Origin of the sequence: Oliverpabstia intestinalis, from assembly GCF_009696065.1 — a bacterium.
Classification (GTDB): Bacteria; Bacillota; Clostridia; order Lachnospirales; family Lachnospiraceae; genus Oliverpabstia; species Oliverpabstia intestinalis.
Genome location: NZ_VUMS01000012.1, coordinates 1 through 13,607, shown reverse-complemented (window position 1 = coordinate 13,607; position 13,607 = coordinate 1). Strand labels below are relative to the sequence as shown.

Annotated in this window: 14 protein-coding genes, 1 tRNA gene and 1 rRNA gene; 4 read left to right on the top strand and 12 right to left on the bottom strand. The window is 43.0% G+C overall.

Annotated features, from left to right (window positions below; translation table 11 throughout):
• Nucleotides 1-6: 6 nt before the first annotated feature.
• Nucleotides 7-2,178, bottom strand: coding sequence for an alpha-amylase family protein (locus FYJ57_RS07630; RefSeq protein WP_330639031.1), 2,172 nt, complete (start codon nucleotides 2,176-2,178; stop codon nucleotides 7-9).
• Between the two features lie 301 nt (nucleotides 2,179-2,479).
• Between FYJ57_RS07630 and FYJ57_RS07625 the strand changes: the two genes are divergently transcribed.
• Nucleotides 2,480-3,160, top strand: a complete 681-nt coding sequence (locus FYJ57_RS07625; RefSeq protein WP_154432235.1) for a phosphatase PAP2 family protein — start codon at nucleotides 2,480-2,482, stop codon at nucleotides 3,158-3,160.
• A gap of 141 nt (nucleotides 3,161-3,301) precedes the next feature.
• Here the strand turns inward: FYJ57_RS07625 and FYJ57_RS07620 are convergent, their stop codons facing one another.
• Both FYJ57_RS07620 and mutY read right to left on the bottom strand, forming a co-directional pair.
• Nucleotides 3,302-4,318: a glycosyltransferase family 2 protein gene (locus FYJ57_RS07620; RefSeq protein ID WP_277663637.1), complete on the bottom strand. Its 1,017-nt coding sequence runs from the start codon at nucleotides 4,316-4,318 to the stop codon at nucleotides 3,302-3,304.
• A gap of 93 nt (nucleotides 4,319-4,411) precedes the next feature.
• A complete protein-coding gene (mutY, locus tag FYJ57_RS07615) occupies nucleotides 4,412-5,482 on the bottom strand; it encodes an A/G-specific adenine glycosylase (protein WP_117525365.1) in 1,071 nt (356 codons plus the stop codon).
• A 368-nt stretch (nucleotides 5,483-5,850) separates the two neighbouring features.
• Between mutY and FYJ57_RS07610 the strand changes: the two genes are divergently transcribed.
• Nucleotides 5,851-6,468 (top strand): HAD family hydrolase, encoded by a 618-nt coding sequence (locus tag FYJ57_RS07610; RefSeq protein ID WP_154432234.1) that lies wholly within the window; start codon nucleotides 5,851-5,853, stop codon nucleotides 6,466-6,468.
• Nucleotides 6,469-6,557: 89 nt separating this feature from the next.
• Here FYJ57_RS07610 and FYJ57_RS07605 read toward each other — a convergent pair whose 3' ends face one another.
• From FYJ57_RS07605 to FYJ57_RS07580, 6 genes are all read right to left on the bottom strand, one after another.
• Entirely contained in the window at nucleotides 6,558-8,000 is a 1,443-nt protein-coding gene (locus tag FYJ57_RS07605) for a L,D-transpeptidase family protein (RefSeq protein WP_205839937.1), read from the bottom strand.
• Nucleotides 7,997-8,452 (bottom strand): threonine/serine exporter family protein, encoded by a 456-nt coding sequence (locus FYJ57_RS07600; protein ID WP_154432232.1) that lies wholly within the window; start codon nucleotides 8,450-8,452, stop codon nucleotides 7,997-7,999. Before FYJ57_RS07600 ends, FYJ57_RS07605 begins: the two co-directional genes overlap by 4 nt.
• A gap of 12 nt (nucleotides 8,453-8,464) precedes the next feature.
• Nucleotides 8,465-9,244 (bottom strand): threonine/serine exporter family protein, encoded by a 780-nt coding sequence (locus FYJ57_RS07595; RefSeq protein ID WP_154432231.1) that lies wholly within the window; start codon nucleotides 9,242-9,244, stop codon nucleotides 8,465-8,467.
• A gap of 333 nt (nucleotides 9,245-9,577) precedes the next feature.
• A complete protein-coding gene (locus FYJ57_RS07590; RefSeq protein ID WP_154432230.1) occupies nucleotides 9,578-9,811 on the bottom strand; it encodes a hypothetical protein in 234 nt (77 codons plus the stop codon).
• The gene (locus tag FYJ57_RS07585; protein WP_154432229.1) at nucleotides 9,783-10,424 is read right to left on the bottom strand and encodes an iron-containing alcohol dehydrogenase; all 642 of its coding nucleotides are present in this window, start codon (nucleotides 10,422-10,424) and stop codon (nucleotides 9,783-9,785) included. Before FYJ57_RS07585 ends, FYJ57_RS07590 begins: the two co-directional genes overlap by 29 nt.
• Nucleotides 10,424-11,602 (bottom strand): pyridoxal phosphate-dependent aminotransferase, encoded by a 1,179-nt coding sequence (locus FYJ57_RS07580; protein WP_154432228.1) that lies wholly within the window; start codon nucleotides 11,600-11,602, stop codon nucleotides 10,424-10,426. Before FYJ57_RS07580 ends, FYJ57_RS07585 begins: the two co-directional genes overlap by 1 nt.
• A 223-nt stretch (nucleotides 11,603-11,825) precedes the next feature.
• On the opposite strand from FYJ57_RS07580, the gene FYJ57_RS07575 reads away from it, so the two are divergent.
• Together FYJ57_RS07575 and FYJ57_RS16525 are read left to right on the top strand one after the other, a co-directional pair.
• Complete coding sequence (locus tag FYJ57_RS07575) at nucleotides 11,826-12,107, top strand: MerR family transcriptional regulator (RefSeq protein ID WP_154432227.1); 282 nt, start codon at nucleotides 11,826-11,828, stop codon at nucleotides 12,105-12,107.
• A gap of 26 nt (nucleotides 12,108-12,133) precedes the next feature.
• Nucleotides 12,134-12,655 carry a GyrI-like domain-containing protein gene (locus tag FYJ57_RS16525; RefSeq protein ID WP_408636464.1) on the top strand — a complete coding sequence of 174 codons (522 nt, stop codon included), beginning with the start codon at nucleotides 12,134-12,136 and terminating at the stop codon, nucleotides 12,653-12,655.
• A gap of 70 nt (nucleotides 12,656-12,725) precedes the next feature.
• Here the strand turns inward: FYJ57_RS16525 and mscL are convergent, their stop codons facing one another.
• The 3 genes from mscL to FYJ57_RS07555 form a co-directional block, all read right to left on the bottom strand.
• Complete coding sequence (gene mscL, locus FYJ57_RS07565) at nucleotides 12,726-13,160, bottom strand: large conductance mechanosensitive channel protein MscL (protein ID WP_173885808.1); 435 nt, start codon at nucleotides 13,158-13,160, stop codon at nucleotides 12,726-12,728.
• Nucleotides 13,161-13,330: 170 nt separating this feature from the next.
• Nucleotides 13,331-13,401 (bottom strand) — tRNA-Trp (locus FYJ57_RS07560).
• 79 nt (nucleotides 13,402-13,480) lie between these two features.
• Nucleotides 13,481-13,607 (bottom strand): 23S ribosomal RNA (locus FYJ57_RS07555); the annotation flags it as partial.

Genomic DNA, 13,607 nt, shown 5'->3' with positions numbered 1-13,607 from the left:
CGACACCTATTTTTTCAGCAGCCAGTAGCAGCCAAATGCCGGGATCTGTACTCCTCTGGCTTCCATCTGTCTGCCGCTGATCAGATCCTCATACATGCCGTCTTCCTCATTGATCCATGCAACCTTATCATATTCGCTGAAGTTAAACAAAGCTACCAGTTTCTCTCCGTTCTTTTCTTTTATCAGACCAAGGATAGAATCATCCCAGGTATCCACTGTTCTGCAGTCTGCGGTACTCTCGAATACCGGATGCGATTTCCGGATTGTCTCCAGCTTTGACAGTCCTTCAAACATTTCTCCTGGAATGGTACCTTTTGTATGACGAAGTTCCGCTTTATCCCACTGAAAATCTCCTCTGTGCAGATAACGGGAATCCTCCCATTTCTTCGGATCTTCATGGTAGGTATAATCATTTTCCTGACCAATCTCATCGCCGCTGTAGATAACCGGGATGCCGGACTGCGTCAGCATATAGGCATGCAGTGTCAGGTCATAACGGATTGCTCTCTTTGTTGCTTCTTCGTCTTTCTCATATGCTGCTTTCTCGATACCGCACAGAGATGCCGTAGTACCACACTGACGTGCATCTCCGGAAGCCGGATCTGCATTATACAGTTCTCCTCTTGCAAAAGAGTTCTTATAATTACCTGTGAAGAAATCGCTCAGATATTTCTTATGAGACACTTCATTGATGCCGAACTGACCAAGCCATCCATAGTCCAGCCCCCAGCCGATATCGTCATGGCAACGCAGATAATTCAGGAATACATAGTCCTTCGGCAGACGGTTGATGATATCCATCTGCTGACGCAGCAGACGGGCATCTCTCGTTGCTACCGTGTTCCAGGTGGTTGCCATCGTTGTTACATTATACAGCATATGACATTCCGGTTTTTCTACAGAGCCAAAATAAGGTACTACTTTTTCCGGTTCCATGACAACTTCTCCGAGAAGCAGTACACCCGGACACACGATCTCACAGATCATACGCATCATACGAACAATATTATGTACCTGCGGAAGATTTCTGCAATTGGTTCCCAGCTGTTTCCAGATATACGGAACCGCATCGATACGGATCACGTCGATACCTTTATTGGTCAGATTCAGCATATTATAGACCATTTCGTTCATAACAACCGGATTCCAGTAATTCAGATCCCACTGATATGGATAAAAGGTGGTCATTACAAATTTTTTCATATCATCCAGCCAGGTAAAGTTACCCGGTGCGGTTGTGGGGAATACCTGCGGAACCGTCTGTTCAAACTGAGACGGTACATCATAATTATCATAGAAATAATATCGATCCATGTATTCCCGCTCTCCGGCTCTGGCTCTTTTTGCCCACTCATGTTCTTCTGACGTATGATTCATTACAAAATCCATACACAGACTGATGCCTTTTTTCCGGCATTCGTCTGCCAGACTTTCCAGATCTTCCATAGTACCAAGTTCCGGCTGTACTTTTCTGAAATCACTGACCGCATAACCGCCATCACTCTTTCCTTCCGGAGATTCCAGAAGTGGCATCAGATGCAGATAATTGACATTACTTTCCTGTACATAATCCAGTTTCTCTTTGACACCTTTTAAGTTTCCTGCAAATGCATTGACATACATCATCATTCCCAGAATATCATTTTTCTTATACCATTCCGGATCCTGTTCTCTGACTCTGTCCTGTTTTTTCAGATCTGCTTTTCTGTCTGCATAAATATTTTTCAGATTTTTGCACAGATCTTCAAACATATCCATCCGGTTTTCATAAAGTTCACAGTACAGCCATTTCAGTTCGTCATAATGACGTGCCATACGTCTCTCAAACTCCTGCTCCTGCACTTTTGTATTCTCTGCTTTTTCTGTTTTTATCGGCTCTTCCTTAACTTCCGGCTTTTCCTCTTCTTTTACCGGTTCCGGTTTCACTTCCACTTTCTTTTTTTCTGTCTCTTCTGTCGGTTCTTCTTTTATTTCCGACATTTTTTCTTCTTTTTCCGGTTCAGCCTTTACCTCCGGCAATTCTACTTCTTTTTTTGTAGTGTTTTTCGCAGCTGTTGTCTTTTCTGTTGAGTCTACTACTTCTGCCTTTTTATTTTCTGCATTTGTTGCAATTTTTTCTTTCATTTCTGTGGTTCTTTTAGCTGCTCTCTGAGCCGCTTTTTTCTTTCTGGCTTTCATAGACACTTCTCCTAATCATATAATATTTTGTGCGGAACTTTCGCCACACTCATTTCACTTTACATCAATTATAGCATAGGTGTTTTAAAAATCAATAAAAACCCCTCCGGAAACTTTCAAAAGATTCCTTTATATTTAATATATGAATACTGTGAATATTTTTTAAACTTTTTCTTAAAGTTCCAAATTCTTCTCTATTTCCTTTGCTTTACAAATTCTTCTGTGCTATAATCACAATAGCTTTTTGAAGAGCTGCTACTATCGTAAATTTAGCGCGTAATAAAGAGGAGGCATTTCTCATATGAGCACAAGCACCCGTATCAAACGTGTCATTCCGGTAGCACTTTATACCGTCTTTTATCTGCTTTGTTTCACTTATCTGGAGAACCGGCATGTACGGTATCACATTATTGATTCCAGTCTGGACGATAAGATTCCATTCTGCGAATATTTTATTATTCCATATTTGTTATGGTTTCTTTATATCGCTGTGACTGTCGGCTATTTTCTATTTTTCAATGAGAATACAACCGAGTTCTGGAGCCTGATTTTGAATCTTGCCATCGGTATGACATTATTTTTAATTGTATCTTATGTATATCCAAACGGACTGAATATCCGTCCGGCAGAATTTACCAACGATTCTGTTTTCACCCGTATGGTTCAGTTCCTGTATCGGACAGATACACCAACAAATGTACTTCCAAGCATTCACGTATATAATTCTGTGGCCGCCTTTTCTGCAATCCACACCTGCAAGAATCTGCAGAAACATAAAGGAATCCGTACAGGTTCATTTATTCTGACCACACTGATCATTCTGTCCACCATGTTCTTAAAACAACATTCTATAGCTGATGTAGCAACAGGTATTACCTGTGCTGTAGCAACATATGTGCTGTTCTACTCAAGAGTAGCCGAAAAACAGGGAGCAAAAGCAAAACAGCATTCCCCACTTCATCAACACGACACACATGTATAAATCAAATTTCATTTCTTCTGAAATTTAACCATTAACTTTAAAAAACCGGCGAGTGAACATCTTTTTCACTCACCGGTTTTTTACTAAAAAAGGTCCACCGGACCTTTTTGTCGTATGCTTGGCGATAAAAATTTCGGATTTTTAGTTGAATCCGTAAATCTTCTGCACCACCTTATATCCCGTTACAGAAACCTGTCTTCCTCCTTTGCCAGGCAGATTGCAAAGACGTCCCAGCAGACTCAACCGAATCTTTCCATAATCCGCACGGTCATTGGTTTTCAGATACCGCCACAGTTCTTTCTTCTTCTCAAAACACTCATCCGTCTTCGCCTGAATCAGGAAAATACTGGATACCGTCATGATCATGATCAGCATATGTCTCATATAACCTCTCTGGTTACGGTGAAGATTCTTTACCTGTCCCATATAATCGATCATCAGCTTATTTACACGGATCTGCTGATCCACACGACCGATCATCACGCTCTCACTAACGGACTGATCTGCTCTTCCGATAAAGTAGCGGTACAGATTTACATCCAGATAATACATGCTCTGCACACTCGCCAGCGGAATAAATGCCACCAGATTGTCCACATAGAATGTATGCTCCGGCAGTTTCAGACCACATTCCCGCAGAAGCTCTGTCCTGTAAATCATCGAATGCATCAGCAGATAATGGCTGGTTCCAAGTAGCTTTACATCATCCCATCCGAAGATTTTATCCTGAGGAAGTGCAGAACGATACCTCATCACGGTCTTTCTTTTCGCTCCCACTTTTTCATAGACATAATTACAGATCAAAAGATCCAGTGTCTTTGGTCCTCTGACGCATAGTTTTAAGACTTCAAGTGCTTTTTTAAGTGCTTCTTCATTCAGCCAGTCATCGCTGTCCACCACTTTAAAGTAAAGTCCTGTAGCATGCGCAAGTCCCGTATTGACCGCTCCGCCATGTCCCTTGTTTTCCTGATGGATTGCCTTTACAATCGTGGGATATTTTTCTTCATAGTCTCTTGCGATCTTTAGCGTATCATCTTTGGATCCGTCATCCACGATCAGAATCTCTACATCTTCTCCACCTTTTAAAAGGGAATCCACACATTTTCTCATATATTCCTGTGAATTGTAACATGGTACTGCAATACTCAGTATTTTCACTTTTGTTCTCCTTTTCTTTGTCTGTAAATATTTTTCGGTAACTGTTCCGTTCTTTCACAGTTATTTATTAAACAGTTACGTTTTATTACTTCTTTATCTGTATTTATCCTGTCCAAGACGCATCTGAATCTGTTCTGCATATGCCTGAAAAGCCGCCGGAATCGGATACTCCTTTTCCACTTCACTGATCTCTGCAAAAATCATCTTCGGATCTGCGCTTTCTTCCAGTGCCGCCACCCGGATCAGATATCCTTTCATATCCCATTCCACATGTGAAAAAATATGCTTTGCATCAATCAATGGCACGATCTGAAGCGGTATAAGATCCTGATTCTCCACCCATGCTAGAATCTCTTCCTCGCTCAGATATCCTTCCAGATTCGGCAGTTCATACATTCCTGCCAGCAACCCCTTCGCCGGGCGCTTTCGAATCGCCACCCGTTCACCGTCTCGTAATACCAGAACAGTTTTTTCTTCTTTTCGCCGTTCCTGTCTTTTCTTTTTCACCGGAAGATTCAGTACCGTTCCATGCACTCTTGCCTGGCAGTATTCTGCCACCGGACACACCCCACACTTCGGTGCACCGTTCGGTACACATATCATAGCACCGAGTTCCATCAATGCCTGGTTAAATGTGCCGGATCTGCTGCCAGGCATCACTTTCAAAAATTCTTTCTCCACTTTTGTTTTTACTGACTGCTTTAAGATATCACTGTCATCTTCCATGATTCTCGCATACACCCGAAGGACATTTCCATCCACCGCAGGTACCGGAAGATCATATGCGATGGATGCCACCGCTCCCGCTGTGTAATTTCCGATCCCCGGAAGTTCTTTTAATTTTTCATAGTCAGCCGGGAGTCTTCCCCCATATTCTTTCACAATGCGAACAGCTGCCTTCTGGATATTCCGTACCCGGTTATAATACCCAAGTCCTTCCCAGAGCTTCAGCAACTGCTCCTCCGGACAGACTGCAACATCCTCTACCTTGGGCAGTGCCTTTATAAACTGTTCAAAAAACGGACGAACAGCTTCCACCCTTGTCTGCTGCAGCATAATTTCCGATATCCATATATAGTACGGATTTTTGGAAGCTCTCCATGGCAGGATTCTGTGATTCTCTTCATACCATTCTATCAGTGGTTCTACAATTTTCGCTAACATTTTACCTCTTCTCTGTCGTTAAGTCTATCGGTATTTTCCAGTCTGTTCTGATTCGGTTACTGTTCACTCCGTGCCCAGCAACACGCTGCGCGATGCACAGAATTTATGCTAATCGCATAAATTCGTGCGATATGTCTCGGGTTTTCTGTGACCTTCGCTCACACAAAACACCTCGCGGGATATTACCAGTGAACAGTAACCTGATTCGTGCCGACTCTGCAATACAATCTCTTGCTTTTTTCTCTTTTTCTCTCTACAATATACATTGGTATCTGTTTTGTAAACAGTATGACTGTGTTTTACAGATCCTGCTGTTATCATCAGATTCTACAGATGATTTCTCATTACACTGTATAAAGGAGATTACTATGGACAGTATTATTTTTGATGTTGACGGAACCCTGTGGGATTCCACGGAAATCTGTGCGAAAGCCTGGACTGACGTGATTCATCGGGAAACCAGTCTTTCTCTTACCATTAATGCCTCTACACTGAAAGGACTTTTCGGTCGTCTGCTTCCCGATATTGCGAGTGTACTTTTTGCGGATTATCCAAAAGAAGAACAGCTTCGTCTTATCAATCGGTGCTGTCAGGAAGAACATAAAGCTTTGCTGGCGCAGTGTGCACCGCTGTATCCGGATCTTGAAAAAACACTGCAACAGTTAAAAGAAAATTATCGACTGTTCATTGTCAGCAACTGCCAGGCCGGTTATATCGAAGTCTTTTTGGAAACCAGTGGTCTTGGCTCTTACTTTGAAGGTCATCTTTGTCCCGGAGACACCGGAAACGCCAAAGCCGATAATATCTGCAAGATCATTCAGGAGTATCATCTTAAATCCCCTGTATATGTGGGGGATACACTAGGTGATTTCAACGCAACAAAAACCGCAGGAATTCCATTTGTCTTTGCATCCTATGGATTCGGTCAGGTTCCTTCTCCTGATTATACCATCCATTGCCCGGGAGATCTTCTTAATATTTTTTAAATTTTCGAAAATATTTTTTTAAATTCAAGGCTGTCAGCAGATTTATGCAGGCAGCCTCATATTTTCATTCACAGCCCGGCAGGCTCTTCTTATCCATGCAGTTTATACCCATTATTATATACACACACGATCGGTGTTTCCTTATTGATCATCTCATAGATCTTCGCCGCCTTTTTCCCCGGCAGGTTAATACAGCCATGAGATCCGCTGTAAATATAGATTTTTCCTCCGAAACTCGATCTCCAGGAAGCATCGTGCAGCCCGATTCCACCGTTAAATGGCATCCAGTAGTTTACATGAGACTGATAACTTGGCTGTCCGCTGGCATTGGGACGTCCCCGAAGGATTCTGTCTTTTTGCTTATATGTCAGGAAATAAACTCCCGGTGGAGTAAACCGGTCTTTTGTCATTCTTCCGGACACAAACGGGGTGTCCAGAACCACTTTTCCTTTTTTATAATAATACAGATGCTGTTCCGTCAGATTGACTTCTATGTAAGTATCCCCCAGACCATGGTTATCTGTATACAGCTCTTCCTGACTGTACTCTGGCTTTCTCGTCACCTGCTGCTGGTTTTTAATATTCTTTTTCAGAATTTTGATTTCTGCTTTCTGATCGATCTTCCAGCCGTAATTCCCACCGGTCACAGTCACATCCAGTCCTGAAGTCGTATGAAATGGTCTTTCTTTTCCCAGCGTATCGACTTCCTCCGCCAGTTTCTTAACATATTTTTTGATCTTCGCATTCATCTTATCCTGATCAAGACTGTAATTGCCATCTTTATCAAGATTCAGCCATTTTTTTACCGTATTTCCATTCAGAACTTTCTCTCCCTCGGGAAGCTCATATGTCACCTGTACATTTGCCAGTTCGTTTAACTGCTTTTTTTGCTTCGCAAGAAGTTCACTGTCTTTGGTAACTGCAGGTTTCACATATCCGTCTGCCTGTTCCACATCCAGTGTTTCTTCTCCCTCTTTCAATGCCTGCTCCACAGCTTTTCCCAACGCATCCGTATCGATCGTCGTTCCCTGTTTTTCCTTTTTGACCACAAACTGATCTTCTTTATAAACGATTTTCGCATCCACCGGTGCTTCCTGTGATTCTTCGGACAGATGCGAAAGATTGTTCAGCTTCTTTTCCAGTTTGTCTTCATCATAGACGATCCCTCTTTTCAGTTCATACTCTGACTGTTCAAACCAGTATTTCATCCATAAAAACGGATTCTGTTTTTTTAAAAAGCTTTCAATTTCCCCATCATCCTGATAAGTATAATCAAAATCCTTTCCCGCTATGGTTTCACTTTCGTCTCCCCGGAATGTCAGTGTCAATTGATAGGTCTCTGTTTCTTTTCTGTATGCATCTTCAGCTTCTTTTGCTGTCATTTTTCCACAGTCCAACTCGTTGATCCTGGTTCCCGGCAGAAAATGATTCTGATATACCGAAACCTGATATCCGTATATGCCCGCCAGACCAAGCAGCGCCACTCCTGCTGCTATCACAACCCCTTTTTTCTTTTTACTCCACTTTTTCATTTCTGTAATCCCTTCTTTTTTTTCATGGATCCCGTTACCGAACTCCATATAATGTTAACAATAAACATGGCAATCGCGATCATTCCTGCCATCAGTAATGTCTGTTGAAAATAATACGCCGCCTGCTCTCCCTCCGGATATAAAATATGATATACGATCCGGTACATTCCCGCACCCGGAACCAGTGTCATATTCGCAGGAATCAATATCATCGTCACCGGTGTCTTAAATACTCTCGCACACACATTTGCGCCTACAGATATCACCGCTGCTCCGAAAAATGCTCCCAGAAGCTCCGAATGTGTCATTGCTCCCACCAGCAGATATACAAACCAGCCGATACCTCCATCGATTCCCGCCCATACATAGAACTTCTTCGGCACCCCTAATATTCTTGCAAAGCCGTACACAGCAGCAATCCCGCCCATACTTTGTATAATCATGTCTGTCATCGTCTTCTCCCCCTATCTTCCAAGGACTGCTGCCATCACAAACAATCCCATACCGATACCGATTGCAACCGCCAGTGCGATCACAAAAGCTTCAGCTGCCCTTGCAAGTCCGGAAAGATAATCTCCATGCAGCGTATCAAAGACCGCATTTGTGATAGCCGCTCCCGGAACAAAAGGCATGATACAGCTGATGATCAGAAGGTCTGTATCATATGTCCCCGGAAGTGCCGCCGTCAAAAAACCGATGGCAACTGCCACAGATAGAGAGCACACGATATTCTCCACAAACATGTGCATATGTCCTTTTTTACATGAAAACTGCACCGCAGCTCCGACCAGGCCCACAACGGCTGCCACGATTGCTTCCGCCCAGTTACTACCGAACATGACGGCAAATCCACCGGTCAGAAGGGCAAATGCCAGCAACCGGATCTTTGGCGGTTCTTTTTCCTTCCACAGTGCCTTCATCTGTTTAAACGCCTGTTCCAGCGTAAGCTCATCATTACAAAATTCTCTGGATATCTGATTCACCTGGTCAATTTTCTCCAGATTTGTACCATGACTCTGGATCCTTCGCACAACAGTCAGCGAATCCATAGTCGGATCATCCAGCGTGGCAACAAATCCGGTCATCATTACCAGAACCTGCACTGTCTTCAGATTCGATTTCTGCAGGATCCGGTAGACCGTATCTTCCACCCGATACGTCTCTGCCCCGTTTTGCATCAGGATATCCCCGGCAAACACCGCCATATCCAACAACAACTTGTAGTCCATCACATTTTTACTCACTTTCCCCTGTTTTCTTTTCTTCTTTCTTTCATAGAACAAAGAATGTGCCTTGGCACATCCTCGCGCAGCGTTTTTCACTTTACAGGAAAGCAGTTTTCTGTAAAGTAAAAAAAGTCCCGGCACAATATTCTTTGTACCGAAACTTCATTATAACCTATAAAAACAAATTTGCAAATAGCCCAATCAACGGAATTGCAATTAAAGTTCTCTCCGTAAAGATCAGGAATAATTTCCACAGATTTAACGGGATTTCACTCTTGATAATAATGGTGCCAACCTCTGTCAGATATATAATCTGCACCAGAGAAAGCACGCCTACGATAAACTTGGTTTTTACCGAACTGATGCCCCCAGAAGCAGTGCCGGAATAAACATATCGGTAAACCCTACCAGTGTAGCCGTTGCCGCCGCAAAGGCCTCTTTCACACCGAACAGCTTCATATATAATCCCATCGGATAAGAAATCCAGTTAAACACCGGTGTGTAAGTTGCGATCACCAGTGCGATCGTTCCCCATGCGATAACAATTGGAATCAGGTCAAAGACCATACCCATGACTACTTCCATACCACTTGCCAGCAGACCTTTTGCGTGAAATCCTTCTGCACGTTTGCAGCTGATCTCCACGCGCCGCAAAATGGCACTCGAAATATTTTCCAAGGGTACCTCCCATTCCCGCCTGCAAGTATCTATCCGGTGCTTTTGCTATTACTTCCAGATCGATAAAACAGTGTCTCGCCGGACACTCATAAAAATAAAATCTGTCAAACGTTCCATTTTCTTTATATACAACAGAAAGCGCCGTTGTTGCCGCACAGGTCGCCGCGATCGTCGGAAACGTAAAAACTGGAAGTCCTGTCTCGTATCCGGCTCCTTTTGCCGTATCCAGCGCTTTTCCGCCACCCATACCAAAGATCATATCCACCTGTTTTTCTTTTGCATATGTCGCCCAGCGATGAATATTTTCATAAGTACAATCTTCGCCAAAAATAACCGTCTCCACAAGTTCCATACAGGTTCCGGCAATTGCCTGCACCAGATGTTCTTTACCCGCATGTAATGCCTTTTTCCCACCGATCAGAAGGATCCGTTTTCCGTATAACCCGCACACAGACGGAACTTCTTTCCATGTATCTGTTCCAATAGAATAATTACAAAAGAAAACTTTTTCTCCATTCATTATTTCAACAACTCCTTTAATTTACCAAGACGCTCCAGTGCCTCATCAATCGTTGCTTCCTCTCTCGCAAAATGCAGACGGATCAGATGGTTTACATCCTCCTTAAAGAAACTGGATCCCGGTACCGCAGCAACACCGATATTTTTGATCATCCACTCACAGAATTCCAGATCCGTATAGCCCGCAAACTTCGGCAGATCCAGAAACTCCTGAATATCAATCAGCACAAAATACGTCCCCTGCGGAACATTATGTTTCAATCCGATCCGATCCAAACCATCCAGGAAATACTTACGTTTCTTTGTATATGTCTCCAGAAGTTCAGTATAATAGTTCTCTGGAAAATTCAGCCCTACCGTAGCGGCTTCCTGTAACGGTGCAGCTGCTCCGACAGTCAGGAAATCATGAACTTTCTTCGCTGCCTCGATCACTTCTTCCGGTCCGATCAGATATCCCAGTCTCCATCCGGTAATAGAATACGTCTTTGACAGAGAATTGCAGGTGATCGTATGCTCATACATACCCGGCAGAGATGCCATGCAAGTATGATGATATGGCGCATATACCATATGTTCATACACCTCATCCGTTACCACGAACGCATCATATTTCATTGCAAGTTCACCGATTCCCATCAGTTCCTCTCTGGAAAATACTTTACCACACGGATTTGACGGATTACATACGATGATCGCCTTCGCCCCCTCCTGAAATCCTTTTTCCACCAGACTCATATCAAAATGATATTCCGGCGGAACCAGTGGAATGTAGATCGGATCTGCTCCGGATAAAATCGCATCTGCTCCATAATTTTCATAAAATGGAGAAAATACCATAACTTTATCCCCCGGATTGCAGATGGTCATCATCGCACACATCATCGCTTCCGTACCACCGCAAGTCACAACAATCTCTTTCTCCGGATCAATCGTCCGTCCAATCGCCCGTTCCTGCTTTCTTGCAAGTGCCTCCCTGAAGTTCTCTGCTCCAAAGGTAATCGAGTACTGGTGCGGCCCCTCATAAGCTGCCTTCGCCAGTGCATCCATAATCTCCTTCGGCGGATCAAAATCCGGGAATCCCTGAGAAAGATTTATAGCTCCATACTCATCACTGATTCGCGTCATTCTGCGGATCACCGAATCCGTAAATGTCTGTACCCTGTTACTTAATCCTGGCATAGTATGTTCTCCTTTGTTTTTTTCGGTTACTGTTCGTTCTATTCACAGCAATTTACCTTTTTTATCTTCTGTTCATACATATCATGTTACTGTTCACTCCGTTCCCAGTAACACGCTTCACGCTCTAGCCTGTTTTGTCCTGATATGGACTTGTGTTTCTTTCAAGCCTCGTCTATAATAAAGTATACCGTTACGGTATAGTCAATAGAAAGGATGTATATTTATGCAAAAATTTTCTGTTCCATGCATAAAAACAGGTAATTTTGCAAAATTATGCAATACAAACAAGCGTACACTGATCCATTACGATGAAATCGGCCTCTTTTCCCCAGCCTATACCGATGAAAAAGGCTACCGCTATTACAGTGAAAATCAGTGTGATACCTTCTTTACAATCACCTGTCTCAAAGAAATCGGCATGCCCTTAAAAGCGATCAAACAATACATTGACCATAAAAATCCCGTAGATCTGCAGACTCTGCTGTTGCAACAACAAAAAAAGTAGACGCGGAACTCGAACATCTTTGTCGTATTCGTCAGGTAATCGATACCAAGCTTCATCTGATCCATACCGGTGAACATCTCCACTTTTCTGATTCAGTTTCAGCTGTAAGTCTGGAAGACTTCCCCGAAGAATATCTGGTCGTCAGCCCCCCGTTACATACCAGTGACCACGAAAAGATCTTTTCCGCCATTTATCAGCATATCGCATACTGCAACCACAATCTGTTAAATGCCGGTCACCCCTACGGTGCCATGCTCTCCACCGAGGAACTGTTACAGGGGCATCAGGATGTGTACGCTCACTTTTTCACCAAGGTGATCCAACCACCAAATGGTCACCCTTGGATGCCCAAACCAGCAGGAATGTATGCAGTCATCTATCTCAAAGGCAACTACTACGAAGCTGATCATGCTTTTCAAACTCTCCTGGACTATATTCGTGAAAATAACCTGACACCTGGGACTTACTGTTATAAAGAAGCGGTTCTGGATGAAATGGCAGTAGCGCACGAAAACCAACTAGTAACCCGAATATCCATACCAGTATAATACAATAATCCCCGGAAGATAATCTGGTCTTCTGCCAGAAAAATCCTCCGGGGATTTATATGTATTGTTTTTATTTCGTCTCTTTGGTTTCTTCCAAAACCGAAGTACAATGCGGACATCTGGTTGCATCAATGGCAATCTCTGTCTTACAATAAGGACATTTCTTCGTTGTCGGTGCAGCCGGTTTTTCTTCTTTGTTATGATTCAGCTTTTCAGCCGCACTATTCATAACTCTCATAATCGTAAAGATTACCAGTGCCATGATCAGGAAATTCAACACAGCTGAGATAAACTTACCATAATTCAAAGTAACCTCGCCTAAAATGTTCCATTTCAGCTGATCAAAATTCATACCACCGAACAGTCCAAGAATCGGATTAATGATATCATCAACCAAAGAAGATACGATACTGGTAAAAGCACCACCAATAATGATACCGACAGCCATATCCATCACATTTCCACGGTTGATAAATTCCCGAAATTCTTTGATAAACTTCTTCACTCTTCCTTCCCCCTTCTTTTGTATTCGCTGTACAAGCTGTTTTTATTATATAATTCCACAGTTAAAATGACAAGATATAACAATACAATAGCAATCAAAATCTGTCCGCTAGATCAATGATTGATATGGAATACAAAAAAAGAACAACAATAACTGTTGTTCTTACTATACAGGGGATGAGGGATTCGAACCCCCATCGACGGTTTTGGAGACCGGTGCTCTACCATTGAACTAATCCCCTATATTTAATTGAAGGTATATACCTTCAAAACTGCACACACGTAACATCCTTCTTCCTACTGCTTTGCGATCGACCGTTCCAGGTCAAACCCTCGACCGATTAGTAACAGTCAGCTCCATACATTACTGCACTTCCACCTCTGCCCTATCTACCTCGTCGTCTTCAAGGGGTCTTACTTCTTTCGAATGGGATATCTCATCTTGAGG

Coding starts and splice junctions, on each gene's coding strand:
- FYJ57_RS07630 (WP_330639031.1), bottom strand. CDS start 2,178: ATGAAAGCCAGAAAGAAAAAAGCGGCTCAGAGAGCAGCTAAAAGAACC.
- FYJ57_RS07625 (WP_154432235.1), top strand. CDS start 2,480: ATGAGCACAAGCACCCGTATCAAACGTGTCATTCCGGTAGCACTTTAT.
- mutY (WP_117525365.1), bottom strand. CDS start 5,482: ATGTTAGCGAAAATTGTAGAACCACTGATAGAATGGTATGAAGAGAAT.
- FYJ57_RS07610 (WP_154432234.1), top strand. CDS start 5,851: ATGGACAGTATTATTTTTGATGTTGACGGAACCCTGTGGGATTCCACG.
- FYJ57_RS07605 (WP_205839937.1), bottom strand. CDS start 8,000: ATGAAAAAGTGGAGTAAAAAGAAAAAAGGGGTTGTGATAGCAGCAGGA.
- FYJ57_RS07600 (WP_154432232.1), bottom strand. CDS start 8,452: ATGACAGACATGATTATACAAAGTATGGGCGGGATTGCTGCTGTGTAC.
- FYJ57_RS07590 (WP_154432230.1), bottom strand. CDS start 9,811: ATGGAAGTAGTCATGGGTATGGTCTTTGACCTGATTCCAATTGTTATC.
- FYJ57_RS07585 (WP_154432229.1), bottom strand. CDS start 10,424: ATGAATGGAGAAAAAGTTTTCTTTTGTAATTATTCTATTGGAACAGAT.
- FYJ57_RS07580 (WP_154432228.1), bottom strand. CDS start 11,602: ATGCCAGGATTAAGTAACAGGGTACAGACATTTACGGATTCGGTGATC.
- FYJ57_RS07575 (WP_154432227.1), top strand. CDS start 11,826: ATGCAAAAATTTTCTGTTCCATGCATAAAAACAGGTAATTTTGCAAAA.